General features: G+C 40.5%; 21 protein-coding genes. 10 read left to right on the forward strand and 11 right to left on the reverse strand.

The features are described 5' to 3' along the window. Positions 1-4: 4 nt before the first annotated feature. From ACFO6W_RS12110 to ACFO6W_RS12135, 6 genes are all read left to right on the forward strand, one after another. A complete protein-coding gene (locus tag ACFO6W_RS12110) occupies positions 5-268 on the forward strand; it encodes a hypothetical protein (RefSeq protein ID WP_379996753.1) in 264 nt (87 codons plus the stop codon). Beyond that, on the forward strand, positions 268-1,461 hold the full coding sequence (locus tag ACFO6W_RS12115) for a glycoside hydrolase family protein (protein ID WP_379996755.1): 1,194 nt from the start codon (positions 268-270) through the stop codon (positions 1,459-1,461). The genes ACFO6W_RS12110 and ACFO6W_RS12115 overlap by 1 nt, the downstream gene beginning before the upstream one ends. 188 nt (positions 1,462-1,649) lie before the next feature. Further along, positions 1,650-4,376, forward strand: a complete 2,727-nt coding sequence (locus ACFO6W_RS12120) for a hypothetical protein (protein ID WP_379996757.1) — start codon at positions 1,650-1,652, stop codon at positions 4,374-4,376. Between the two features lie 531 nt (positions 4,377-4,907). Then, positions 4,908-8,006: a SusC/RagA family TonB-linked outer membrane protein gene (locus ACFO6W_RS12125; protein WP_379996759.1), complete on the forward strand. Its 3,099-nt coding sequence runs from the start codon at positions 4,908-4,910 to the stop codon at positions 8,004-8,006. A gap of 11 nt (positions 8,007-8,017) precedes the next feature. Next, positions 8,018-9,628, forward strand: coding sequence for a RagB/SusD family nutrient uptake outer membrane protein (locus ACFO6W_RS12130; protein ID WP_379996761.1), 1,611 nt, complete (start codon positions 8,018-8,020; stop codon positions 9,626-9,628). 228 nt (positions 9,629-9,856) lie between these two features. Then, positions 9,857-10,672, forward strand: a complete 816-nt coding sequence (locus tag ACFO6W_RS12135; RefSeq protein ID WP_379996763.1) for an FAD:protein FMN transferase — start codon at positions 9,857-9,859, stop codon at positions 10,670-10,672. Positions 10,673-10,693: 21 nt separating this feature from the next. Here ACFO6W_RS12135 and ACFO6W_RS12140 read toward each other — a convergent pair whose 3' ends face one another. Further along, positions 10,694-11,407: a S24 family peptidase gene (locus ACFO6W_RS12140; protein ID WP_379996765.1), complete on the reverse strand. Its 714-nt coding sequence runs from the start codon at positions 11,405-11,407 to the stop codon at positions 10,694-10,696. A 129-nt stretch (positions 11,408-11,536) separates the two neighbouring features. Here ACFO6W_RS12140 and ACFO6W_RS12145 point away from each other — a divergent pair, with 129 nt between their 5' ends. Together ACFO6W_RS12145 and ACFO6W_RS12150 are read left to right on the forward strand one after the other, a co-directional pair. Then, complete coding sequence (locus ACFO6W_RS12145; RefSeq protein WP_379996767.1) at positions 11,537-11,725, forward strand: hypothetical protein; 189 nt, start codon at positions 11,537-11,539, stop codon at positions 11,723-11,725. Positions 11,726-11,731: 6 nt separating this feature from the next. Next, positions 11,732-12,112 (forward strand): hypothetical protein, encoded by a 381-nt coding sequence (locus ACFO6W_RS12150; RefSeq protein ID WP_379996769.1) that lies wholly within the window; start codon positions 11,732-11,734, stop codon positions 12,110-12,112. A 246-nt stretch (positions 12,113-12,358) separates the two neighbouring features. On the opposite strand, the gene ACFO6W_RS12155 is transcribed toward ACFO6W_RS12150, so the two are convergent. From ACFO6W_RS12155 to ACFO6W_RS12200, 10 genes are all read right to left on the reverse strand, one after another. Then, positions 12,359-13,249: a Ppx/GppA phosphatase family protein gene (locus tag ACFO6W_RS12155; RefSeq protein WP_379996771.1), complete on the reverse strand. Its 891-nt coding sequence runs from the start codon at positions 13,247-13,249 to the stop codon at positions 12,359-12,361. 5 nt (positions 13,250-13,254) lie between these two features. After that, positions 13,255-15,291: a polyphosphate kinase 1 gene (gene ppk1 / locus ACFO6W_RS12160; RefSeq protein WP_379996773.1), complete on the reverse strand. Its 2,037-nt coding sequence runs from the start codon at positions 15,289-15,291 to the stop codon at positions 13,255-13,257. Beyond that, positions 15,291-16,373: a glycosyltransferase family protein gene (locus ACFO6W_RS12165; RefSeq protein WP_379996775.1), complete on the reverse strand. Its 1,083-nt coding sequence runs from the start codon at positions 16,371-16,373 to the stop codon at positions 15,291-15,293. The genes ppk1 and ACFO6W_RS12165 overlap by 1 nt, the downstream gene beginning before the upstream one ends. Next, positions 16,370-17,173, reverse strand: coding sequence for a UDP-2,3-diacylglucosamine diphosphatase (locus ACFO6W_RS12170; RefSeq protein WP_379996777.1), 804 nt, complete (start codon positions 17,171-17,173; stop codon positions 16,370-16,372). Before ACFO6W_RS12170 ends, ACFO6W_RS12165 begins: the two co-directional genes overlap by 4 nt. 74 nt (positions 17,174-17,247) lie before the next feature. Then, positions 17,248-18,192 (reverse strand): Ppx/GppA phosphatase family protein, encoded by a 945-nt coding sequence (locus ACFO6W_RS12175; protein ID WP_379996779.1) that lies wholly within the window; start codon positions 18,190-18,192, stop codon positions 17,248-17,250. Positions 18,193-18,296: 104 nt separating this feature from the next. Further along, entirely contained in the window at positions 18,297-18,965 is a 669-nt protein-coding gene (gene lipB / locus ACFO6W_RS12180) for a lipoyl(octanoyl) transferase LipB (protein WP_379996781.1), read from the reverse strand. A gap of 9 nt (positions 18,966-18,974) precedes the next feature. Further along, the gene (ruvC, locus tag ACFO6W_RS12185) at positions 18,975-19,535 is read right to left on the reverse strand and encodes a crossover junction endodeoxyribonuclease RuvC (protein ID WP_291108828.1); all 561 of its coding nucleotides are present in this window, start codon (positions 19,533-19,535) and stop codon (positions 18,975-18,977) included. A gap of 2 nt (positions 19,536-19,537) precedes the next feature. After that, positions 19,538-19,846 carry a DUF4286 family protein gene (locus tag ACFO6W_RS12190; RefSeq protein WP_379996783.1) on the reverse strand — a complete coding sequence of 103 codons (309 nt, stop codon included), beginning with the start codon at positions 19,844-19,846 and terminating at the stop codon, positions 19,538-19,540. A gap of 487 nt (positions 19,847-20,333) precedes the next feature. After that, positions 20,334-21,428, reverse strand: coding sequence for an MACPF domain-containing protein (locus ACFO6W_RS12195; protein WP_379996785.1), 1,095 nt, complete (start codon positions 21,426-21,428; stop codon positions 20,334-20,336). Between the two features lie 104 nt (positions 21,429-21,532). Next, complete coding sequence (locus ACFO6W_RS12200; protein WP_379996787.1) at positions 21,533-22,795, reverse strand: phosphoglycerate kinase; 1,263 nt, start codon at positions 22,793-22,795, stop codon at positions 21,533-21,535. 352 nt (positions 22,796-23,147) lie between these two features. Here ACFO6W_RS12200 and ACFO6W_RS12205 point away from each other — a divergent pair, with 352 nt between their 5' ends. Together ACFO6W_RS12205 and ACFO6W_RS12210 are read left to right on the forward strand one after the other, a co-directional pair. Further along, entirely contained in the window at positions 23,148-23,780 is a 633-nt protein-coding gene (locus ACFO6W_RS12205; RefSeq protein ID WP_379996789.1) for a MarC family protein, read from the forward strand. Positions 23,781-24,051: 271 nt separating this feature from the next. Next, positions 24,052-25,044, forward strand: coding sequence for an AAA family ATPase (locus ACFO6W_RS12210; RefSeq protein ID WP_379996791.1), 993 nt, complete (start codon positions 24,052-24,054; stop codon positions 25,042-25,044). Positions 25,045-25,059 lie beyond the last annotated feature (15 nt).

A 25,059-nucleotide genomic window follows, 5' to 3' on the forward strand; every position in this document is an offset into this window, starting at 1 on the left:
TGACATGAAAGATATAAAATTTAAAATAACAGCAAAGAGGCAACGGACAGAGTTAATCATATGGGGAGCCTCTTTTGTATTCGCGTTCTTATTGAATGTATATTCCATTATTGCCTTTGATACGGAATGGAAAGAACTCTATACACAATTGTTATGGGTGCTGAGTCTAAGTATAGGTTTCTATTTCTTCATCCTGTTTTTCCGGTTGTTATACTGGCTGGTCCGTAGTATAATCCGTAAGAAATCAATTAATAAAACGATTGAATAATGAGACTGATATTGCTTGCATTTCTGATTTTTTCCTTTCACCCGGGTATTGTATTTGCGCGGGAATCAAAGAATCTTGAAAATGGCGACAAATCCATTGTAGTCAAACCGGAAGATTTCGAAGGAAAGAATATATCCGAGAAGATTTCCAATGCGCTTGGTTTTCTGGAAGAGTGTAACGGTGGCACCATCTTGTTCAAGGATACTGCTGTTTACCTTATCACGGAAGCTATCGCCCTGCCATCCAATACAACGATGGTAGTCGACGGATGCAAAATAAAACTGGCCGACCAGACTTTTGATAATATCATCCGTTCCGGAAATCTCGATATAGATGAACAGAATCCGAATAGCTACGTAAAACAGTTATTACCTGCCAAGAATATCAGGATTACAGGTAAGAACGGTGCTGTAATCGAAGGTGCCGAAAATTTTTACGAAGGAGTTAATCCCAAAACAGGAGTCAGAGAAAAATGGCTGGGAGACTATTGGGGATGGAGAAATTTTACCATATTATTTTCTTATGTAGATGGTTTTGAAATATCCGGGCTGAAAGTTCAGAAAACACATAGCTGGGGTATTGTACTGACCAATGGATGCAAGAACGGCCATGTCAACAATCTCGAGTTGCACACGACTGTAAAAAACGGGGACGGGATCAGCGTAATACAAGGCGGATCTGATATCCTGATTGAGAATATTACAGGCGAAACATCCGACGACTCCATTATCCTGGCTGCCTTCGACGAATCGAGATGGAGCAACAATAAATATGTATTTCCTTTGTTACCGGTCAGCTATTCAGATTATTCCTACGGTGGGGATATTCATGATATTACCTGCCGCAATATTGAAACATCGGGTATACACCATGTGATGATTCTTCTCCCTTCGCAGCCGAAGATATACAATATCTATTGTTCCAATATCAGTGACGGCCCTAAAGGTGGAAAACGAAAAGTCATACGTATTTACGGGAACGGACAATACGGACAGGGCTTCAAGCCAGGGAACATGTATAATATTTATATGAACGGCATTCTTTCTTATAAAGCGGATATAGCACTGGAGTTTCTGGCACCTGTTCATAATTCGCATTTTAATAAGATAATACAACTTAATCCGGTCGGAAAAGATATTCAGACTGACCCGGAGAATGTCAATGTAAGAGTAACGAATACGGTAAAGAAGTAGACTGAATTTTATCCGTTCAAATATTTTGTTCATTCCGGTATTATCCAAAGCGAGCCGGAATATGGCGTCCTGTTCCCCAAAGTCTATTCACAGTAGATATTCAGTCCCCCTTTCCGAAGGGCATTTGGGGGATGCCAGCGAGCCTGTAATACCTATCGACCGAATCTTCATATAAGAAAAAACAGAACATGAATAACGATAAAAAATACAGACTATATTTTGTTACTTTCCTGATATTCCTGATGTCAGGTGCAGGCACATCGGCCCAGAATATTTCCAAAAGCTACACTATAATCTTACCTGTAAATATAGCAAAAGTCAATAACAAGACTACAATAACAAGCTATAAAGCAACTTCTACGGATATGAAATATGTGTCATTAAAAAAAGGAATAGGCGAGAGAGTCAGTAATGATAGCGAATCAGAACCGGATATTACATACGCTATAAATGTTCCCGAACCAGGGAAGTACAGGATATTTGCCGATGTGGTGAGAGAGGAGGAGATTAAGCCGGGAATGACGGTTGAGACCAGGTTGGTTAAACTTCAGATAGATAATCAGCGTATAACAAGGCGAATAGTGTCCAATCTTCATGAATATTCGGGGCATGATCTCGGTACATTCAATCTCGAAGCGGGGCAGGAATTGAAAATATGGCTTCCGGAAAAAATCTTTTTCGAAGCGATCAGAATAAAAACATATATTCCGGAAGAGGTTCCTGCCGGGGCAGTAACTTACACGCCCGCTATCACTCCTCCTGCGAGCCATCCACGGCTATGGGTTAACAAAGATAACTTGCCTGAAGTCAGAGAACGATTGACCAAAGGCGAGAACCTTGCTATATGGCAGGAAGTGGAGGAAGCAGCTAAAAAACCGTTCCCTTTTGAGTTCGATATGCGGAAAGAAGTATTCCATAATAATGAACTGGGAGATGTCGCAATTATCAAAGCTTTTTATTATCTCATGACCGGCGATCGCTCTGTAGGCAATGAAGTCGTTCGCCTGATGACCGGTTACTTATCAGTCCTTGAATACGGGAATGTCAGGCATGGAGATATCACAAGGGAGATAGGTAAATCTATCTATACGGCAGCGCTTATATATGATTGGTGTTATGACCTGCTGGACGAAGGTGATAAGCAGGTTCTCTATGAGAATATGATGCGCCTTGCGCCCGATATGGAAATCGGATGGCCTCCCTTTAAAGAAAATATTGTAAACGGGCATGCCAGCGAAGCACAGGTTAACAGGGATTTATTGGCAATGAGCATAGCTATATATGATAAGAACCGGGAACCTTACCGGTATATATCTTACCTGATGCTGGAAAAATTACTTCCGATGCGGGCGTTCGAATATCAGTCGCCCCGCCATAACCAGGGATTTGACTACGGTGCATACAGGCATGGATGGGAAATGCATGCGGCATGGATGTTTTACCGGATGACAGGAATCCGCATATTCAACGATAATATTTCCGACCTTAGAAAATACTGGGTGTATATGCAGCTACCAAACGGAGACAGGCTTTCGGACGGGGATAAATTCTCAAAAACTCATGTGTCTTATCCGGAGACGTTATTACTGGATTACGCATATGCAGGCGATCCGGTAACGAAAGGAGAATTTGAGCGCCGTGGCGGACTCTCCCGGGCTAAAGATAATCCTGTACTTTTCCTTCTGGTAAACGATCCTGACCTTAAAGCAAATCCAAGTCCGGATTCACTACCGCTGACGATAGATTTCGGTACTGTTCTGGGAGGTATGATTGCCCGTACAGGATGGGGTATGCGTAAAGAAAGTAATGATGTAATTGTCGAAATAAAAGGTGGCGGTTATCATTTCGGGAATCATCAGCATGCCAATGCAGGATCTTTCCAGATTTATTATCGCGGACAACAAATAGCCGACCTTGGTATATACCGGGCTTATGGTACACCCTATGACTTTAATTTCTACAAAAGGTCGGTAGCTCACAGTATGATGTTGGTAAAAGACCCTGACGAAAAGTTAGAGCACAGGACAACAATTAATGATGGAGGAAGCCGTTTCAACCAAAGGACTCCAAGAACTCCCCATGAAACGAAAACAGACCCGTGGTTCGATTATGGAACTGTACTTTCCTCAGATTTTGAAGCTAATACTCAAAAACCGTCATACAGTTATTTCAAAGCGGATCTCACTGCTGCTTATTATAGCAAAGTGAGTAATTATACCCGTAGCTTCTGCTTTCTGAATCTGAACAGAGAGGATATTCCGGCAGCTGTCATAGTTGCTGACGACCTGATTACATCTAAGGACAGTTTCGAAAAATATTGGAAAATCAATACACTCAATAAACCTTACTATTTGCAAACCGGAGTCGTATTACATAACAGTGAAAACGGTCTTACTGGCAAGACCCATCTGAATGTGTTACTTCCGTTGCCGGAAGAACGGGAAATAGAAATATCCAGTCTGAAAGACTCTTCCAGCGTATTAGGTGTACAGTATCAGATAAAATCGGCTTTGCCGGAAACAGATGGCTATCAGGTTGTTGTGTATCCCAGGGAAAACAAACGGAATAACCGCTTCCTTACTGTTCTTCAGATGGCGGCAGGTGATACCGGCCCCTTGCCTGTATATTTTAAGGAAGAAGACAATAAATATATTATCTTATTGCAAGATCGTATGGTATGTATGAGCGCCGGTTATGAGCAGATACAAGAGCCATTTGCTTTGATTGTAAATCAGGATATGGAGTTTCAGATTCTACTTACAGATTTAAAGTCCGGCTTCTGGAATGTTTGTGGTGAGGATAAGAATATCTGTCTCAACTTTAGGGTGGAGCCAGGTAAAAACACAATCTTCTTCAAAGCTGGAAAAGGTAAATATTTTATCACTCCGGGGAGACAATACGAACTTAATAAATAATCATAACTTCTTTATATACAGCAAGCCAATTTCAACGGATATCCTTTTAAACCACTGCATGCCGGGCGTGGCATGAATACAGCGTTCCTATATTCCCGTACAGTTTTACGACAATTGAACAGCTTGTCCTGATATCCCCAATGCAGATACAAGTATAAATTCAGAATGACGTAATATGAGGATTCTTTAACTCGAATATGACATCATGAAAATGAAAGAATAGATATTTTTGTTTATAGTGCAAGGGGATGTGTAGGTCTGGCTGTAGTTCTTGAGGAAGTCATGATTTTCAGGAATTTGACTCGTTGAAATATTAATGTCAGTACAAAAAAGATATAATAATCTTCTTTTCAATTTCCATCATTGAGCTCTCATTAATATCGAATAGTAAATGTTACTGTAAACTCTAATAATTATGAAATAAGAAAGATGTTTGAGAATGATGGCATCCTTAGATAATACAGAATTACTGACTGTAAAAGATGTCATTCTAGTTTGAAAAACCAACGTATAATTGAAAAATCTAACAAAATGAGAAACTGTAAGAAACTTATTTTATGGGCATTTATTTGCTCTGTAATGTTGGGGTTATCCAATATTACTGCATATGCATATACTCATGATGGAGTGGAAAACGGTAGTAAAATTCAAGGATTACCACCAGCTCCGGCGCAACAGAAAAAAATACAGGGTATTGTTACCGACGGATCAGGAGAACCGCTTATAGGGGCGAGCGTTACTGTAAAAGGTACAACGAACGCTACTATGACCGACATTGACGGGAAGTTCTCTTTGACTGTAAATCCCGGTTCGGTAATAGTTGTCACGTATCTGGGCTATCATCCGAAGGAAGTTACTATTGGCGCAAGTAATGACTATGATATTGAACTGATCGAAAACTCCCATATGATTGATGATGTCATTGTGGTTGGTTACGGTACGATGAAAAAACAGAATCTGACGGGAGCCGTGTCATCCGTAAAGTTTGACGAAGCACTATCGAGCAGGCCTACAATGAATTTGTCTTCTGCACTTACAGGATTGAGTGCCGGATTGAATATCTCGCAATTGTCGGGAACACCCGGCGCAGAGGATGTCAATATCCTGGTGAGAGGTAGAGGAACAATGAATGATGCTTCGCCATTGGTTATTATCGATGGAGTTCCGGGGGCATTGAATGATGTGAACCCGAATGATGTAGAAAGTGTATCCGTGCTAAAAGATGCGGCATCATCCGCCATTTATGGTTCCAGGGCAGCTAATGGAGTAATATTAGTTACTACAAAAAGAGGGAGCGAAGGCAAAGTTAATGTTACCTACAGCGGTTATGTAGGTTGGCAAAAAGCGGCTAAAACAATAGACTTTATAAACGATATGGCTACCCACATGGAATTAGTCAACGAATCGGAAGGCCGTGAAAAATATCCGGTCAGCCTAATCGAACAATGGAGGACGGAATCCGCCGCAGGCAACCCTCTTTATCCGAATACCAATTGGTATGAAGAGATGTTGAATACATCTGTAGTGACAGAACATAATCTGACAGTACGGGGAGGAGGGAAAAATACGAATTTTTCGATGTCTCTCGGATATCTTGATAATAAAGGTATTATCGATAATTCAGGCTATAAGAAATACTCTTTCCGTATAAATGTCGACTCGAAAGTAACAAACTGGCTCGATATGGGAGGGAATGTTTATGGTTCCTGGTCTGACAGGGACCCGATCAATGTAACCAGCCTTTATGATAATATCAGAAATACCACGCCCGGAGTTATTCCTCAATATGAAGATGGACGCTATGGAGGAACAATGTTTGAAAACTTCCCGCGTGTAGGAAATCCCCGCGCATACATCGATAATATAAGGGGTAATTATGAAAGACAAAAATTAGGTTTAAAAGTTTATGCAAAAATAAAATTCCTGAAATATCTGGAGTGGGAAAACAGCTTTGGTTTCAATTATGACAACAGATATAATTGGGAGTATACAAGGCCATACTCGCTATGGAATTTCCAGACAGGCTATGAATATCAGGCAAGTTCTAACGTTGATAAGCTATTCAATGGAACACGCAGAGATTATACAACTGTATTGAATTCGCTCTTACGCTTTAATTATTCTTTGAATAAAGAACACAATTTTGCAGCAATGCTCGGTTTCGACCAGCAATACAACCGTATGGACAGGTTCGATGCAAGAAAAGGTGATATATTGGGGGATGATGCTATTTACATCATGGATGCCGGTGTTGATAATGAATCAATTACAGGAAACGGGACCGATGATGCCCTCAGATCGTATTTCGGACGTATCAATTACGATTATAAAGGTAAATATCTATTGGAGGTCAATGCCCGTTATGATGGTTCTTCAAGATTCCATAAGGATAACAGGTGGGGGTTCTTTCCTTCATTCTCAGGAGGCTGGAGACTGACTGAAGAATCATTCGCCCAACCATTAAAGAATATTTTCGATGACGTGAAGATAAGAGGTTCATGGGGTAAACTCGGTAACAACAGAATTGGAGATTATGGCTATCAGGTGGTATATGGCTCCCTTCTTTATCCGTTCGGTGGACAGCTTCAACAAGGTGTAGCTCCTAAAGAACTGGCTAATAGTAAGATCAAATGGGAAACCACTACTATGACTAATGTCGGATTGGATTTGGTACTGTTGAAGAACAGATTATCTTTAAGTGCAGAATATTATAACAAAAAAACAACGGATTTATTAACTACAATTCAGATTCCTCTGGTTTTTGGGAATTTCACTCCGCCTTGGCAAAACATTGCCGAGATGTCAAATAAAGGCATGGAATTCCAGCTGACTTATCATGGAAATGTAGGAAAAGATTTTACCTATAGTGTCAGCGGAAACTTATCAACAATCAGCAATGAAGTAACCAAATATAACGGGGATAAATTGATCAGCGGAGCCACTATAACCCAAGAGGGCAATCCTTACCAGAGTTTTTATGTGCTGGAGTTTGATAGAATCTTACAGGATCAGGCGGAAATAGACCAGTTGATAGCCGATGGTTATAAGTTTGGCAGCGATATAGGAGGTACGCCAAAGCCCGGTGATATGTTATATAAGGATTCGAACGGAGATAAAACGTTCAATCTGCAAGACCGTGTAGTTAAAGACTATTCTTCCCTGCCTAAAATGACTTATGGAATTAATCTCAGCGCGGCATACAAAGGTATCGATATTAATATAGCAGGACAAGGCGTCAGCGGAGCCAGGGGATATTGGGGGAATGACGGATTTAATACGTTCAATATAAATGAAGGCTTCCTTCAGAGGGCTGAAATTTTAAATCGCTGGACACCGGAGAATCCATCCACTGAATATCCGCGCCTGCTTACGTCGGGATCAGCACTGAATACGGCATACAGTGATTACTGGTTATATAATACATCTTATTTTAGGATAAAATCGATACAGATGGGATACACTTTGCCTAAAAAATTAACTTCCAGGTTTATGGTTGAAAGATTGAGGGTATATACAAATCTCGAAAACTACTTCACATTTACAAGTTTCGATGGCTATAATCCTGAGAATCCCAGTATGGCATATCCTCTGATGAAACAATGGGTTATTGGTTTAAATGTAACATTTTAAATAAAAGAGACATGAAAAACAAAATAATATTAATCTTACTATCTGTTTGTTTTCTGGCTTCTTGCAGCGATTTCCTTGACAGGAATTCATTGGTCGGTCTGTCGGAAGGAGATTACTGGAAATCACAGGAAGATGCGATACAGGGCATAAATCCGTTGTACCATGCTAACCGTGAGTTTGTCAATAGTATAGTTATATATGGCATGATGGACGATTTTACTGATATTTCTTACCAGTCGTGGTCCACAGGTCTGACTACTGGTGTCAATCCTACTAATGCTGCGATATATTCAACTTCCTGGGGAATATTCTACAAAGGTATTTACAGGGCCAATACCGCTTTAAAATACATTCCCGATATTTCTTCGATGGATGCGACAATAAAAAATCGCTGCCTGGGTGAAGCTAAGTTTTTCAGGGGATACTTCTATTTCAAGTTGTGGGATTACTTTGGAGGTGTTCCGATCTATGACTATCCAATGAATATTGACGAAGGATATAAAGCCCGTAGTACAGATGAGGAAGTTTATAATTTCATTGTACAGGATATGACAGATGCTATTTCCCTTTTACCGGAAAGTTATGGTCAGTCAGACAAAGGGCGTGTCACTAAGTGGGCTGCTTTAGCAATGCGGGGCAAAGCCCATCTCTGGGCAAAGCAATATGACAAAGCTGCCGCAGACTTTAACGAAATAATGGAGCAAAGCGACAGGACGTTACTCGGCGACTATCATACACTGTTCAGGGTAGCCGGTAATAATAATAGCGAAGTCATTTTTGATGTTCAATATGTAGCCGAATCAGGCCATGGAATAGCGACAGACCGGAATTATGGCGCCGGAAGGGGTGCAACGTCAAATTCGCAACGTACGCGCCCGACTCCTGAATTGGTAAATGCATATGAGATGATAGATGGTACTCCATTCGATTTTAATAATTATACAAATGCGAATGGGCAGACATTTAACCCAAATAGAGTAACAGACTGGAATGATGAAGCTTCTGTCAGAAAATTATATGCGAACCGGGACCCTCGCCTCCATGCGGGAATAATAGTACCCTGGTCAGAGTTCGTAGGTGCGGGAGGGATATCATATGTCTATAAATTTCCGGTTGTGTCAACTGATCTTACCGCCTTTGTTCCTGTTTGGACAAACGGCAGTTACGCATGGCGGAAGTTTGTGGAAACAGGCTCTGTATATACATTACAGGATAATATGCCTCTGAATTTCCCTCTTATTCGTTTGGCTGATGTGATGTTGATGTATGCGGAAGCCCGGAATGAAGCTCTTGCTGCTCCGGATCAGTCTGTTTACGATGCTGTAAATGATGTCAGGGACAGAGCCGGTATGCCGGATCTCCCTTCAGGCCTGAACAAAGAGCAGATGCGTGAAAAAATACGGCATGAAAGGATGGTAGAACTTTGTGGAGAAGGACAACGGTATTCTGATATCCGCAGGTGGAGAATAGGGCAAGATGTAGTGGACGGAGTCTGGATGACTGAATTTACAGGCGTAAATATTCGCCAGAGAGGATTTCCCGATCATTATTATTTATGGCCGATACCGCAAGCCGAAATGGATTTGAATCCGAATCTTACGCAAAATCCGGGATGGAATTGATCCCGCTATATAAGTGAAGCGTTCAATTATCATGATTGATGAAGCCTGAATAAGGCTCTGGAGAGTGATGAGAGAGGAATGAATAGATTGTAAAACTTCATATCCTCTTTCATTGTTTCTTTTTTATTCATAGAGTTTAATCAAATCGGGTACTGTAAAAACTAAAAGTTATCAGTATTTTTGTCATATAAGCTAAGAGTTTGTTTTTAACTTACAAAATGAATTAATATGTCAGATTCCTATTCAGATTTCTATGAATCCTCCAACCTGTTTCACGGGGCTATGATGCATGTGATGGGGACCAGGCTGGATGCTTTGATTCTGCATCCCGGCAAAAATGTATCGATGGAATGCTGGATAGAAATTGAAAATGAGATTTTCCGGCTAAATAAGTTGTTTAATAAATTCGATAAAGAAAGTGAATTGTACGCAGTTAATCAGCACGCGGCTCATTCACCTGTACCGGTGAATGATGAATTATGGTCGGTACTCGTCGATTGCAGGCAATATCATGCAATGACTCTAGGCTATTTTGACATCAGCCTGAAAGATTTCAAACAGGTACTTTTAGATAGCAGAAGGCATACGGTCTTTTTTCAGGACCAGGACATTCAGCTGGACCTGGGAGCTTATGCCAAAGGGTATGCGTTGGAAAAAATAAGGGATATTCTACAGACTAAAGGAATTAGTTGCGCATTGATAAATTTCGGTAATAGTTCGGTACTGGCATTGGGTTCTCATCCTTTTGGAGATAATTGGTCTATTGGAATAGAAGACCCCTACAATCCTCAGAATACCCTCGGAATAGTGGAATTGAAAGATAGTACGCTATCTACTTCCGGGAATATGCCAAGTCATACGAAGCATATTTTAGACCCTCATACAGGAACCTATAGTGAGGTGCGGAAGATTGTATCAGTGAAGGCTGTAAATGCTATTGATGCAGAAGTGCTTTCCACCTCTTTGATGATAGCGCCGGACGAAGCGGTTCGGGAAATAACCTCTAATTTTGTGATAGACGAATATTTATTGTTTAACCTTTGATATATTTATCTGTTAACGGTTCTACCATACATTCACAGAAGCCACACCCACTACAATGGCCCAGTCGGAAATTTCGGAAAGGGACAGATCATATGGCGTATATCCTTTTTTTCCATTAAAAGAAATGCATGTTATTTTCCCTTTTACATCCGATGGCACTACTTTTTTTATGATATATCCTTGTTTTGTAGCCATAGCATACACCTCACCCCAGCGTATATGCGAAAGATTTTCCCAAAACCGGCATGCCACAATATCCTGATCGTTTATACTTTTCTTCAGGTCGGACAGGTTAACCATGCTGTCCCCATGATTTCGTAACAAAAAATCGCAGCCATCTATAAAGGGGATTATAATAGTTTTGCAATTATTGGAACTAATGGCTCGGCTGAAATTATCTTTGACAAGAGAGGCTGATTCGATAAAAGGTCTGGCGCTATAATCCGATATTAGTCCATAAGAAGATTCATTTTCCGAAACGGTATTTAGTATATCGTTACCTTGCAATATTCCGGTTTTAAACATCGAGCCTTTCCCTGTCAGCAACCATTCCGTATTGATGTTCTCAATTGCGGATGCTATTTTGCAGGTTACTTCAAACGAAGGATTAGTGCCTCTTGTTCCTACAATATTCTCAGTAACAGTCGCAGCAATCCCTACAGCGACGGAGAAAGCTCTTTTGTTGCCGGAAAACAGTTTATCTATTATTTCCTGAACTCTTTGATTAATAGACATGAGATAATTTTATTCTCAAAAGTGAATATTTAGTAAATACTTATTTGTTTTTGTGTACTCATTTGAGTATATTTGCATTTGTGAATATTCACAAAGCCATAAAGATATGAATTTTTTAAAATAAAACATATGGCGAAAACGACTATAATACATAAAACAGAACTACCGGATTTTTTACCTCACGGATGGAAGAAGGAGGTTTCGATTGCCTTGGGTATCCATGTTAACACAGTTACAAATGCCTTAAAATCGAGAAAAGGTGATACATATGAACGGATTAAACAGGTTGCTATTGTAAAATGGGGCGAAATGAAGTAAGAGGTTATGAAAGTAATATTTTACACAATGCTGTTGCCGTTGTTCATCGGGGGAGTATATTCATGTTCAACCGGTAAGAAAACTTCAATCCCTGTTAAATACAAAGTATTTATAGACTCACAGGAGCCATACAGCGTATTCATATCTTATAAAGATTCCGCTGGTTATGTTACATTGTATATAGATGAAAACTGGTCGATGGAAGTTTCTTTACCACGCGGGGACGTGGCTTCTTTACTGATGATATGTCAGTATGATATGGAGGATAGTCTGCAAACAGGTGTAGCCTTCCATTTACTGACCGGACAAATAGATAACGGAAGAGAAGTCATTACAGACTCAGGGAGAGATATAGTATCCATATCAGCAATTGCAAGAGATATCTAAAACACGATTGATTTATTTGAGTAAAGGGGCTGCCCCAAAAGAAATTTCCGGTATCATTCTGTTACCCTGTCCTCTGTGAAGGAATACTTTTGATATAGGATATCCTTCACAATCAGTTGAATCGCTGATTTCTTGAAACAATGCTCGGCGTCAGCTTATTCAGCATGGCAAAAGAGCGTCACACACATCATGCCGGCTTGCCTTTTAGTCCCTTGCTTATTAAAAAAGGGTGTATTCTAACCGGCTTTATTTATGTTTTTCCCCATAGAGATGGTGTATTATACCATCTACCAATCCTACTTTAGGAACATAGATTTCACCGATCTTACATGCCTTGCTCACTATGAGGAATATTTTGAGAGCCGGAATAATAACATCGGCGCGGTAAGTATTCAATTTGAAATTCTGAATTCTCTCTTCATAACTCATATCTTTCAAGGTATCGTATAGAACTTTCATCTCGGGATAGGTAAGGTATTCTTTTTCTCTTTTACCCAGCATTTTGTGTACCTTGTTGATATTTCCTCCGGAAGCAATTATGCTAAGAGGTGCATATTTCTTATATATTTCTTTCAACCATGATTTGAAGCGTTGTTCCTCGTCCTCTTTTACAGCATCCACGAGCATGCGTACAGTTCCCATCTGGAATGAGTTGGAGGTGATTTTTTGCTGGTTACCGAATACTACGACCTCGGTGCTTCCTCCACCTACATCAACATACAGATAATTACGGTTTTTGTCCATCAGGTTGTTCAGGCCTCCGGCTTCATATATTATATCAGCTTCTTCCTGTCCGCTTATGATTTCTATGTTGATACCGCTTTTTTCGAGGATCGTATTTGTTATATCTTTCCCGTTCCTGGCATCACGCATGGCACTGGTCGCGCATGCCCTGTAGTCGGTTACACCATAGGCTTTCATTATATGCGAAAAGCCTTGCATGGCATCGATCAGACGTTGTTTCTTATCTTCGCTTATCTCATTTTTAGTGAATACATCTTCCCCTAGCCGGATGGGTACACGCAGGAAAGCGACTTTCTTAAAGTCGGCGCCTGTTCGGGAAGTTTCTATATTGTTTATCAATAGGCGGATAGCGTTGGAGCCTATATCTATGCCTGCAAATATATCGGTGTTCATTTTGTTTATTTATTCAGGTTTTTATAAAAATCATATAGGGCCATTTGTGACCGGCACGGGGTATTGCCTTCTTTTTCTACATATTCGTTGCTTCCAAATATGGTAAGGTCCCGGGCTTTTTCGTTATCGGACCATTGTATGTTAAAGAATTCTTTTAGAGTTTCTTTTATCTTTTTATCAAGGATGGGGGTACCGACTTCGACCCGGCGGTCGAGATTACGGGTCATCCAGTCGGCACTCATGATATATATATTTTCATCGCCATCGTTGTGAAAAATAGCAAGCCGCGCATGCTCCAGATATTTATCCACAATACTGATAACCCTGATATTTTCGCTCTGGTCTTTTATCTGGGGTTGCAGGCAGCAGGCGCCTCTTACTATCAGGCGTATTTCCACTCCGGCCTGACTGGCTTTATATAGCAGGCTTATCATGTCCTCATCGGTAAGACTGTTAAATTTGGCGTGTATATATGCCTTCTTACCGTTCTGGGCATTCTTTATTTCCTGTTTTATCAGTGCTTCAAATTGCTCTCTCATATAATAGGGGGAAATCATCAGCTGCTTGAACGAAAAGTGTTTATGCGTGTTAAGTAAAAAATCAAAAACAGCCGCCGCATCGGCTACTATTTGCGAATTGGATGTAAACAAACCGAAATCGCCATAGATCTGTGCTGTCGATTCATTAAAATTACCGGTCCCGATATAGGCGTATCCTCTATCTTTACGCTGCACCAATACCAGCTTGCTATGCACTTTCAGCCCATTTGCGCCATGTATGACTTTTATTCCTTCCTTTTGCAGCAGCTCGGAGTATTCAACATTCTGCTCTTCATCGAAGCGCGCAAGTAGTTCGAGCAGAACGACGACTCTCTTTCCGTTTTTCGCCGCATTTATCAGCGCATTTATCACTTTCGAACGTTCTGCCACACGGTAAAGCGTTATATATATGCTTTCCACTTTGGGGTCTATAGCCGCTTCACGGAGAAAGTCGATAAAATGGTTGAATGTATGATAAGGATAATTAAGCAGAATGTCTTTTCTGCTTATAACTTTTAATATACTCGAGAATGCTTTTATGTCAGGATGCTGTAAGGGCTCAGGGCTTTTACTTTCCAGATCGGGACGGACTTTCGGAAATTTCATCAGGTCACGCATCAAATGGTATCTGCCGCCGGCATCCAGTCCTTCATTTCCTTTCAGTCTCAACTTAGTGGCGATTATATCTAGCAAGTCATCCGGCATTTCCTTGTCGTAAATCAGGCGCACAGGTTGTCCGTGCAGACGGTTTTGTAATCCGTCCTCCATCTTTTCTATCAGGCTTTTCGATATATCGTCATCCAGGGTCAGCTGCGCGTCACGCATCAGTTTGAATGTGTAGGCCGATATATATTTGTAATTGAACATGAAAAATATTTCGTCGAGGCACAGCCGGATAATATCGTCCAGGAAAATGATATCATTCCTGTCTTTGACCGAAGGCAGCACGATGAACCGGGGACATGAACTGCTTACCGGTATCTGGATAATAGCATACCTCGGATTTTTGCAATTCTTGCCGGAAGTCATCTTTACGGCATGATAGATATTGTTATCCTGCAAAAACGGTATTTGTGTTGTTTTCTTTAAAATGAGGGGAACCAGCCGTTGGCTGACAACAGAAGAAAAATAGTCGCGGCAGAATTGCTTCTGTCTCCTGTTCAGTTGTTTTTCATTGATAACATATATCCCCTGTTGTTCCATTTCGTCCAGAACTTCTGTGTAGGTATGTGCAAACTTTTTTTGTCCCGAGTACACTCCCGCATTTACAAGCGGTAGTAGTTCCCTGCCGGTATAGCCTCCGGAAAACCGGGGTGTTTTCTTCCCTTTTATCTGGCTCAGCCGTACAATATTGGCTACCCGGACTTTGATAAATTCATCCTGGTTGTTAGAGTATATCCCCAAAAAGCGGAGACGTTGCATCAGAGGCACACTCTTATCCTGAGCTTCCTGTAATACACGTTCATTAAAAGTAAGCCAGCTTAAATCTCTGTTGTTTATCATTACACAAGCGTTGTAAGGTGTCTGAGAAAGGTTTCCTCAGCCGAATCCACCCATTTCCGGAATGATCCGTCTGAATTTTCTTTCGTTTCCATATAATTCAATAACACACTTATATTAAAATTGTTCCCGATAACCCCTCCTCCGAAAGATGCGGTATCAGCGGCATTTACTTCCTGTTCTATATGAGCCGGAATCATCATTACTGGTTTGTCGAGGTAAAGGGCTTCACATACCGACTCAAATCCGGCAGTGGTAACATATCCCCGGCATCCGCTCATAAAGTTAAGGAATTTTTCATCATCAATCGTGTGAAGTGTTAAATTTTTGTCGATATGCTGTTCTCTGCCTGCATCTTTCTTATCCCAAAAGAAATGTAAATTAATGTCGGGATACTTAGCATGCCATGTCCTGACTTCGGTCTCGTAACCGTGATTCAGCATATACCCCAGTATGTAGTCTCCTTTTGTGGGTGTAAGGTCTAAAACTTCTTTCCTTAGTAGTGGAGGGACTACGGCGATGCGTTCCGGTATATAATCCTTCATGGGATAGAATGACAAGGCAAGGGTTTTAGTTGCTCCTACTCCGCATAGCAGGGTGTGGAGGCGAAGAAACATCATGCCCTGTCCGTCTCCTTTGCCATGTGTATATCCCGGATGTTTAAGCAGGTATTGATGACCTATGTTAATAACGGGAACATCCATACTGAAACGTAAGTGGGCAAAACCAGTCAGTATTTCATAGAAATTAATTACTACATCCGGCTCGTTTTTCTTTATGCGCCTGTGTATTTTCTCAATGCTTTTCTTATACTTTCTGAGCCTTTTAGGTGTAATGTTGTATAGTATCGTTTTTAGCAGGTGTATATGTTTTTTATCTTTTTTGAAACTGAAAGACAGTGTGTCGAAAACCCGGACTTTTGCTCCGATCTTTTCATAGAAGAAATCCGGGATCTCCCTTACTTTACTTTTCCCGATCAGCACTTCAACGACTTCGTGTCCGTTGCGGCGCAGTATTTCGGATAAGGCTATGGCTTGTGTCATATGCCCGCGGCCGTCACCCTGAACGATGAATAGGTATCTCATATGGCTAATTTTACTTTTTCGGGAACTTTATCCTCTTTCATAACTTCCACCACTTTATCTTCCTGATTATACATCACTACTTCCCAATTGCCTTCATAATCCTCAGTCAGCGCGGATAAAGATTCTACCCAGTCACCCGAATTGAGATATAATATTTCATCGTAATAAGCCTTTTCCGGATGGTGGATATGTCCGCAGATAACGCCATCGCATTTTTTCTTCCGAGCTATTTCCACAATGTGCTTCTCGTAGTCGCTGATGTAGGAAACGGATGCTTTTACCCTTTTCTTTACTTCACGCGAAAGGGAATAATAAGGCAGTCCTTTCTTCAAACGCCTGTTGTTATAGTATTTGTTTACCCACATGAGGAGGGTATAACCTACATCGCCGATTTTCGACAACCAGCTGTAACGGCTGGTTACCATGTCGAATACGTCGCCGTGTATTACATAGAAACGCTTGCCGTTGCTCGTATGTATGTAATCTTTTACAATCTTTATATTCTGGAACTGGAGAGGCAGGATACGGTCCAGGAAGTCATCGTGATTCCCTCTCAGATAAATAATTTTTGTATCGTGTTGAATATCCAGCAATAGTTTTATAAAGTTACTGTGGCGTTTTTTCCATTTTGCTTTTTTACCGCGCATGAGTTGCCATCCGTCGATGATGTCACCGCACAGGATGAGCGTGTCACATGTATTTTCTTTCAAATACTTTGTAGCTTCTTTTGCTTTCGACCATTTCGAACCTAAATGTATGTCCGATAAAACGATGGTCTTGTGATGTTTTTTTTGATTCATATCTATTCTTTTTTATCGTTAACAAAAGAATAAATATATTGTGACAGCGCTGTTAAGGTCCTATGAATAAACAGTTAAGCGGGCTGTTTTCCTCTTGCCTGAGGCTGAGAAACTTCCTGGATATCGGGTGTTGATGCGGGCATATAATTTCTCAGGTATAAATCTTTGATTATACCGTCGGCTACACCGATTATGGGTGTTTCGATAACCAGAGCCCGTGCCAGCTTCATTATGCGCAGGTATATATCGATGGCCGGAAGGAGAACATCAGCCCGGTTCAGGTTTATATTATATTTGAGGAGACGTTCCTCATAACTCATCTTTCTCAGTTTACACGAAAAACTAACGAGTTCTTCCCGTCTTATGCGTCCACAGCGGCGAAGCAGGGAGTCCAGCTTATTAATATTGCCTCCTGAGCCTATCAGGGATATTTTTACAAAATCTTTGCAGTATTCGGACAACCAGTCTTTCATCCTCTCCCATTCAGCCCTTTCCTCATCCTGAGACAAATTGCGTAAAGTTCCCAGCTTGAATCCTTCCGTGGCGATCTCTTTATTTTGATGGAATATAACCATTTCGGTGCTTCCGCCTCCTACATCGGTGTATATGTATGCCCGGTTCTCTTCCAGAAGTTCGTCTATGCTGTTGGTCAGTATAAAGCGGGCTTCTTCTTTACTGTCCACTATCTCAATTTCGATGCCTGATCTGGCATATACATAATCCAGTACTTCATTGGCGTTTGTAGCTTCCCTGATGGCTGATGTAGCACAGATACGCCATTTTTCCACATCATTTACCTGAATAAGTCCATAGAAAGACTGCATCAGTATAGCGAGTTTCTCTTTTTTCTGCTCACTGATCGATCCGTTGGAGAATGTGTCTTCTCCTAATTTTAGTGGTATGCGTATTAAGGAATCTTTCTTGAAGATTGCTTTGCCATGATAGTCGAGTACATCTGTAATCAGCAGACGTACCGAATTGGAGCCTATGTCGATGGCTCCCAATCGTTTTATATCCATCCCTTTACATTTTTTGTTTCGTCAAAAGTATGAGAAGTGTATTACGAAACGATTAAGCCACGGTTAAGTTTGGAATTGAGAAACTAAAATTAGTTAAACGTTTATTAAACAATCTGTTCGATAAAGAGTGCTTCAAATAAATTTTTCCCTTTTTCTTTTACTTCCTCCATATCTACTTTATACCCCAACTCCTTCTCCATCGAAGTTACTCCTTTGTCTATGAAGCCACAAGGATTAATAAGTGAGAAAAAAGATAAATCGGTATTTACATTCAGCGCAAATCCGTGCATGGTGACAAAGCGGCTGCTACGTACTCCAATGGCAGCTATCTTCCGTGTTTTTGAAGGGATATTTGTATCTAACCATACACCAGCTGCACCATTGAGGCGTTCCGACCGGATATTATAAGTTTGAAGAAGCCGGATAATAATTTCTTCTACGTTAAAGATATATTGACGTAGGCCTATACCATAAGCTTCCAGATCGAATATCGGATAACCCACGAGTTGTCCAGGACCATGGTAGGTAATATCACCTCCCCTGTCTATTTGGAAAAGTGATACTCCTTTTTCTTTCAGATAAGTTTCCTGAAAGAGTAGATTCTCCTGTTTGCCATGTTTACCGATTGTGATGGTATGGGGATGTTCGCAGAAAAGCAGATGACTTTCGGGTCTGGTGCCTTTATCCTTGCAGGATAAAGCCTCTGCGAATAGCTGCTGCTGATAGTCCCACGCTCTGCCGTATTCTATTGTTTTCAGATCTTCGTATATCATATGAGTTGTCTATTTTTTCACTTTTCCCGGATTTTTATTTATGTAATCTTTCCAACTTGTAAATTTTACTTCCTGAGAAGGGTTGTTTGTTTGGAAAAAATGGCAAACTGCAGCCGCTAATCCGTCGGTGGCATCCATCTGTGGCAGCATATTTTCATCAGGTATTTTCAGAAAATTTTGTAACATATAGGCAACCTGTTCTTTAGCCGCCCTTCCGTTTCCGGTAATCGACATCTTTATTTTCAATGGTGCATATTCAAAAATGGGAATATCCCTCGATAAAGCAGCAGCCATAGCTACGCCCTGAGCGCGGCCTAGCTTGAGCATACTTTGCACGTTCTTTCCAAAAAAGGGAGCCTCAATGGCCAGTTCGTCAGGTAAGAATTCGTCAATCAGGCCGATTATCCGCTCAAAAATACGGCGAAGCTTGAGATAATGGTCATCATACTTACTTAACTGGAGTATACCCATAGCCAGCATCTCAGGTTTGTTATTCACCACCCGGAGAACGCCATACCCCATTACCTGGGTTCCCGGGTCGATACCCAGAATGATCCTTTCCTTTTCTATCATTATAATTCGATTTCTTCCAGTAATGTAACAAATCCCAGAGCTTTATTCCCGAAGCGTACCGTAATTTCTTTTTGTAAATCCAGACCTTCTGTCTCAAACCAGTGGTTGAGTGTATCTACATTTTTTACCTTGAATTGCAGGGAATAACTGCTGCCGCTTTCTTCATGTTGCGCATGGATACGGGCGAATCGCGGTTCATGCAGGAATCCGCTGGTAGCCGCTTTCGGGATATATGTTTCTTTCATGTAGCTAATATAATCGCCGCAAACATCGTCTTCTACATGAAAAGTCGTATTGAATATTATCATTTGTAAGTTTATTATAAGGTAACAAAAGTACGAAAAGTTTATCTATATATAACTTTTGGCTGTCAGCTGATAGTTGATAGTTCTTTGAAAAAATTAATTAGCAAATTTGAAACATCGTTCAACGGAACGAAGTGTAGTTAAAATTAGCATATTAGCAAATGTTTTAAACTAAAAGTGATAAGTGAAAAACATTCTTCGTTTAAAAGTATTTTTTGTTATCCATTCTTCACTTTTCGTTTAAGAATATTTTTCGTTCTTCATTTTTCGTTAAAAACATTGGCACATCGGCAAATTGATTAATCGGTACATTGATTTCTGTTACCTTTGTTACTTTCTAACAATATACAGTTGATAAAATAAAAAGCGGATTAAATTATTAATCGTCAAACTTATCCGGGAGGGGAACGGGCAATGTTTAAGTTTTTAAGAGATAAAAGAAAAGCCTGATAATTAATTATGCAGGCTTTCATAAGAATTATTATTTTGTTTACTCGAAAACAATCTGTCGGTCTTTGATATATTTTTCTATTGCATTTTGTAATTCTGTTTTCTTCAGTTCATCTGTTACAAGCTCATATATAGGAATAAGTTTGTCTAAATTCAAGTCTACAAGGGCAGTATTATCTTCGGTTAAAGATTGAAACCATTTGTTGATGTTTAATTGTGGATATTGTTTCTGTAGATTGTAGACTCCGGATGGTATCAGGCTATTGTCACCTCCATGGTTTTCAATATAGAGGATAGGAATACCATTTAGTTTTACATTGTTTTCATCTGGCGGATTACCCGGCCCATTAGGCCAATAGCCAATACTCCTGACAGTGTGCCTTATTCCATCTTCGACATACTGTTCTGTGTAGTATGTACCATCATACTCTGGGCTCACATAACCCGATTTATCTACCTTAGACCTATATATTAAATCCAGACGCATCCCTGTAACATACTCAATAATAATATGAGTACCATATTTTTCAATGATTTTGTTTGAAGGCAAAGAAGTGAGGTCATTCGTGAAATCCGTTGTCAGATAATCATATAGATATTTAGGCCCGGTGTTTAGCGAGTGCCTGTACCAATAGTAATAATAGTGGATGCTTGCAAATGAGTAATCTTCTTTATTTTCATCCTTTTTGTTATACAGCATTTCATTATCAAGGATTACACCCGAGAAAGCGGCAATATTATCGGGTATCAGATTCCAATAGCTGTCATTGGATATATTTGTAAGATGTTTCGTATAACGCCATGCAGTGGAACCGGAAACCGTAAAGTTAGAACTTTCAAAGCATCCCATTTTATAGTAACGGCCCGACTCCTCAGCCAGGTATTTCTCCATGTCGATGATGGACTCTTTTACTGATAGATCGCTTGCATATGAGCCTGTATAATCATAACCCTTTCCTAACAAATCTTTTTTATTTGTAGCTGATTTTGATTTAAGGGGGGTAAATGCGTCCATCGGGTTGACTTCTTCCTGTTTTTCTTCAGGTTCATCTACTATAAGATCATCGTCATTGGAACATCCTGTGAAGAATAAGAATAGGCAACATAGAAGCAGGGCATTAATTTTTTTCTTCATGTTTTTGTTGTTTAGGTTGTTCCAAAGTTAAAAAAAATAAATTGAAAATGAAATAAAAAAGTCCGTACAGGAATGTACGGACCTTCATATATAAGCGTTGGATATTAATATCCTCTGATAGCTTTAATTCCCGGAAGAACTTTTCCTTCGATGAACTCAAGCAATGCACCACCGCCAGTAGATACATAAGATACCTGATCGGCAAGGTTGAACTTGTTAACAGCAGCAACAGAGTCCCCGCCACCTACAAGAGAGAAAGCTCCGGCTTTGGTTGCAGTAGCAATCGCTTTGGCAACAGTTTCGGTACCATGAGCGAAATTGTCGAATTCGAATACACCCACAGGACCATTCCAAAGGATAGTTTTGGAAGCCATGATTACATCTGTGAATTCTTTTTCACCTTTAGGCCCTATGTCGAAACCAGACCATCCGTCGGGGATATTGCCGGCATCGGCAAACTGTGTATTGGCATCGTTAGCAAATTTGTCACCAAGCTTGGCGTCACTTGCTATAACAAGGTTTACACCGTTGGTTTTAGCTTTCGCCATAATGTCTTTGGCTAATTCCAGCTTGTCATCTTCGCAAAGAGAATTACCGATCTTGCCACCATTCGCTTTTTCGAATGTGAAAGCCATACCACCGCCGATGATAAGGTTATTCACCTTGTCAAGCAGGTTTTCGATAATATCTATTTTAGAAGACACTTTTGATCCTCCGATAATTGCTGTGAACGGACGTGCAGTGTCTTTCATTACTTTTTCTACAGCGTCGATCTCTTTTTGCATCAGATAGCCGAACATTTTGTGTTCTGCATCGAAATAATCAGCAATAAGTGCAGTGGAAGCATGTGCACGGTGAGCAGTTCCGAAAGCGTCATTTACATAAACATCCGCATAGGAAGCAAGTGTCTTTGTAAATTCTTTCTGGCTTTCTTTGATTGCTTTCTTAGCAGCAACTTTTACTTCATCGCTTGCATCATCAGCCAAACCGCGTGGCTTGCCTTCCTCTTCGGCATAGAAACGAAGATTTTCAAGCAAAAGAGCTTCGCCCGGTTGAAGGGCGGCCGCTTTTATACCGGCTTCTTCGCCTACACAGTCGTTAGCGAATTGTACATCGACTCCAAGAAGTTTGGATACATGGGCAAGAATATGTTTCAGTGAATATTTTTCTTCTACACCTTTAGGGCGTCCAAGGTGAGATGCGATGATCGGGCTACCGCCGTCGGCTATGATTTTCTTTAGGGTCGGCATAGCTGCACGGATACGGGTGTCGTCTGTGATGTTGAAATCTGCATCCAGAGGTACATTGAAGTCAACTCTGACGAACGCTTTCTTTCCTGAAAAATTGAATTTGTCAATTGTAATCATGATTGTCTGTAATTAAATATAATTAATATAATTGATTATCAATATGTTGTTTGCTTGGATTTCCTATCCTTAAAAGCGGTACAAATATACTAAATTCTATGGAAGATTTTTTGCTTCAAAATGAAATTATAGTGAATTTTGACTTATTAGCATACATTCTTCTGCTATTTGTTAGTCAGACCTAACAAAGGTAAGGTGTTTCTGAAATTAATCGGTACAAAACAGTATAAATGCGGAAAACATTTATCATTATAGTGCCGGCAGAAAGAACGGATGTACAATTTTTATACAAAATCCGGGAAATGTACCGGATATGTTGAGGCTTGATATATCTTTGTTGAAAAATAAGAATATGAATGAATTGTTAACCTACGGACTATTGGTCTTTACATCTTTCTTTACCCTTATAAACCCTATTAGCGCGATGCCTGTTTTTCTCGGGCTTACTTCCGACATGGAGCCGAAAGACAGGGTTGCCGTGGCAAAACGGGCTGTATTGGTTTCACTCATTATTGTATTGGTCTTTGCTTTCTCCGGACAGTTCCTGTTCAGGGTATTTGGTATATCCGTCAACAGTTTCCGGATAGTAGGAGGCGCGATTTTCTTCGTTGTCGGTTTCGATATGCTTAATGCCCGCCTGTCTCCGATTAAAGCTAAAGGCTCGGAAATAAAACAGACAATCAAAGATATTGCTATCACGCCGCTTGCCATACCTATGCTGTGCGGGCCCGGAGCGATAACGAATGCTATTGTTTTGATGGAAGATGCCGACAGTATATTGCTGAAAGTTGTATTTGTGGTGGCGTTATGCCTTATGTTACTGGTTACTTATCTCATTCTTATCAGTTCATCGAAACTGATAAAACGGTTTGGCGAAACCGGTATCAATGTAATGATGCGTCTGATGGGACTTATAGTGATGGTAATAGCGGTTGAGTTTTTCTTAGCCGGGATAAGGCCGTTTTTAGAAAGCCTTTTCAATTGAGAATTTCGTAACTGAACGGGATATTAAAACCCTTAAATTAATAATATGATGTATGTGCTGTACACTATTTAATTTGTCGGTTTAAATACTTCGTTCCGCTTAATTTTTTTTAACTCCGAATTATCGGTTTTCAGATTTAACATTTCTATTTTTGTCGTGCTTAGTAAAATAGGAGTGTTTTACCCGTAAAATATCTTGGGTTAATCTGAGTTTACTAATTATATTTGAGAAAAATCAAACAATAAATATAAACGCAAAATAGAATAAAAGTATGGCGCAAGTTGACATTCGAGAACTTACCGAAAGGATACAAAGTAAAAGTTCATTTGTAGAGTCTCTCACAATGGGGATGGACAAGGTGATTGTAGGACAGAAGCATCTTGTGGAATCACTCCTGATCGGTCTCTTAGCCGATGGGCATATCCTTCTTGAAGGGGTGCCGGGATTGGCAAAAACACTGGCTATAAAATCATTGGCGTCGTTGATCGATGCTAAATACAGCCGTATACAGTTTACTCCGGACCTATTGCCTGCCGATGTTATCGGTACAATGATTTACAGCCAGAAAAACGAAGAGTTCTTCGTAAAACACGGGCCTGTATTTTCAAATTTTGTATTGGCAGATGAAATAAACCGTGCTCCTGCCAAAGTACAGAGTGCTTTACTCGAAGCCATGCAGGAACGCCAGGTGACGATCGGGGAAAAGACATATAAATTACCGTCCCCATTCCTGGTGATGGCAACTCAGAACCCTATTGAGCAGGAAGGTACTTATCCGCTTCCGGAAGCGCAGGTAGACCGTTTCATGCTGAAAGTAGTGATAAATTACCCGAAGAAAGAAGAGGAAAAATTAATCCTGAGAAACAACCTGACAGGAGACTATGGAAATTTAACTCCGGTAATGAAAGCGGATGAAATCATTGGAGCCCGAGAAGTGGTGAAAGATGTTTATCTGGATGAAAAGATAGAGAAATATATTGTCGATATTGTATTTGCAACACGTTTTCCGGAAGAAAACGGCTTGACATCGCTGAAAGGGATGATCGGTTTCGGAGCCTCTCCGCGTGCATCTATCAGTCTGGCTTTGGCGTCACGTGCATACGCGTTTATCAAACGTAGAGGCTACGTTATCCCAGAGGATATCCGTGCAGTATGCCACGACGTATTGCGCCACCGTATCGGACTGACATATGAAGCGGAAGCCAATAATACGAATTCCGATGAGATCATCAGCGAAATCTTAAATAAGATTGAAGTACCTTGATCAGTAAACAGTTGA

Origin of the sequence: Dysgonomonas termitidis, assembly GCF_042654545.1 — a bacterium.
GTDB classification, from domain to species: Bacteria; Bacteroidota; Bacteroidia; order Bacteroidales; family Dysgonomonadaceae; genus Dysgonomonas; species Dysgonomonas termitidis.

What these genes read in the sequence shown, in the direction of transcription:
- ACFO6W_RS12200 (WP_379996787.1), bottom strand. Translation starts at nt 22,795, where the DNA reads ATGATTACAATTGACAAATTCAATTTTTCAGGAAAGAAAGCGTTCGTC.
- ACFO6W_RS12140 (WP_379996765.1), bottom strand. Translation starts at nt 11,407, where the DNA reads ATGTCTATTAATCAAAGAGTTCAGGAAATAATAGATAAACTGTTTTCC.
- ACFO6W_RS12205 (WP_379996789.1), top strand. Translation starts at nt 23,148, where the DNA reads ATGAATGAATTGTTAACCTACGGACTATTGGTCTTTACATCTTTCTTT.
- ACFO6W_RS12190 (WP_379996783.1), bottom strand. Translation starts at nt 19,846, where the DNA reads ATGATAATATTCAATACGACTTTTCATGTAGAAGACGATGTTTGCGGC.
- ACFO6W_RS12155 (WP_379996771.1), bottom strand. Translation starts at nt 13,249, where the DNA reads ATGAACACCGATATATTTGCAGGCATAGATATAGGCTCCAACGCTATC.
- ACFO6W_RS12210 (WP_379996791.1), top strand. Translation starts at nt 24,052, where the DNA reads ATGGCGCAAGTTGACATTCGAGAACTTACCGAAAGGATACAAAGTAAA.
- ACFO6W_RS12130 (WP_379996761.1), top strand. Translation starts at nt 8,018, where the DNA reads ATGAAAAACAAAATAATATTAATCTTACTATCTGTTTGTTTTCTGGCT.
- ACFO6W_RS12175 (WP_379996779.1), bottom strand. Translation starts at nt 18,192, where the DNA reads ATGGATATAAAACGATTGGGAGCCATCGACATAGGCTCCAATTCGGTA.
- ACFO6W_RS12145 (WP_379996767.1), top strand. Translation starts at nt 11,537, where the DNA reads ATGGCGAAAACGACTATAATACATAAAACAGAACTACCGGATTTTTTA.
- ACFO6W_RS12135 (WP_379996763.1), top strand. Translation starts at nt 9,857, where the DNA reads ATGTCAGATTCCTATTCAGATTTCTATGAATCCTCCAACCTGTTTCAC.
- ACFO6W_RS12125 (WP_379996759.1), top strand. Translation starts at nt 4,908, where the DNA reads ATGAGAAACTGTAAGAAACTTATTTTATGGGCATTTATTTGCTCTGTA.
- ACFO6W_RS12165 (WP_379996775.1), bottom strand. Translation starts at nt 16,373, where the DNA reads ATGAGATACCTATTCATCGTTCAGGGTGACGGCCGCGGGCATATGACA.
- ACFO6W_RS12120 (WP_379996757.1), top strand. Translation starts at nt 1,650, where the DNA reads ATGAATAACGATAAAAAATACAGACTATATTTTGTTACTTTCCTGATA.
- ACFO6W_RS12195 (WP_379996785.1), bottom strand. Translation starts at nt 21,428, where the DNA reads ATGAAGAAAAAAATTAATGCCCTGCTTCTATGTTGCCTATTCTTATTC.
- lipB (WP_379996781.1), bottom strand. Translation starts at nt 18,965, where the DNA reads ATGATATACGAAGATCTGAAAACAATAGAATACGGCAGAGCGTGGGAC.
- ACFO6W_RS12170 (WP_379996777.1), bottom strand. Translation starts at nt 17,173, where the DNA reads ATGAATCAAAAAAAACATCACAAGACCATCGTTTTATCGGACATACAT.
- ACFO6W_RS12150 (WP_379996769.1), top strand. Translation starts at nt 11,732, where the DNA reads ATGAAAGTAATATTTTACACAATGCTGTTGCCGTTGTTCATCGGGGGA.
- ppk1 (WP_379996773.1), bottom strand. Translation starts at nt 15,291, where the DNA reads ATGATAAACAACAGAGATTTAAGCTGGCTTACTTTTAATGAACGTGTA.
- ACFO6W_RS12110 (WP_379996753.1), top strand. Translation starts at nt 5, where the DNA reads ATGAAAGATATAAAATTTAAAATAACAGCAAAGAGGCAACGGACAGAG.
- ACFO6W_RS12115 (WP_379996755.1), top strand. Translation starts at nt 268, where the DNA reads ATGAGACTGATATTGCTTGCATTTCTGATTTTTTCCTTTCACCCGGGT.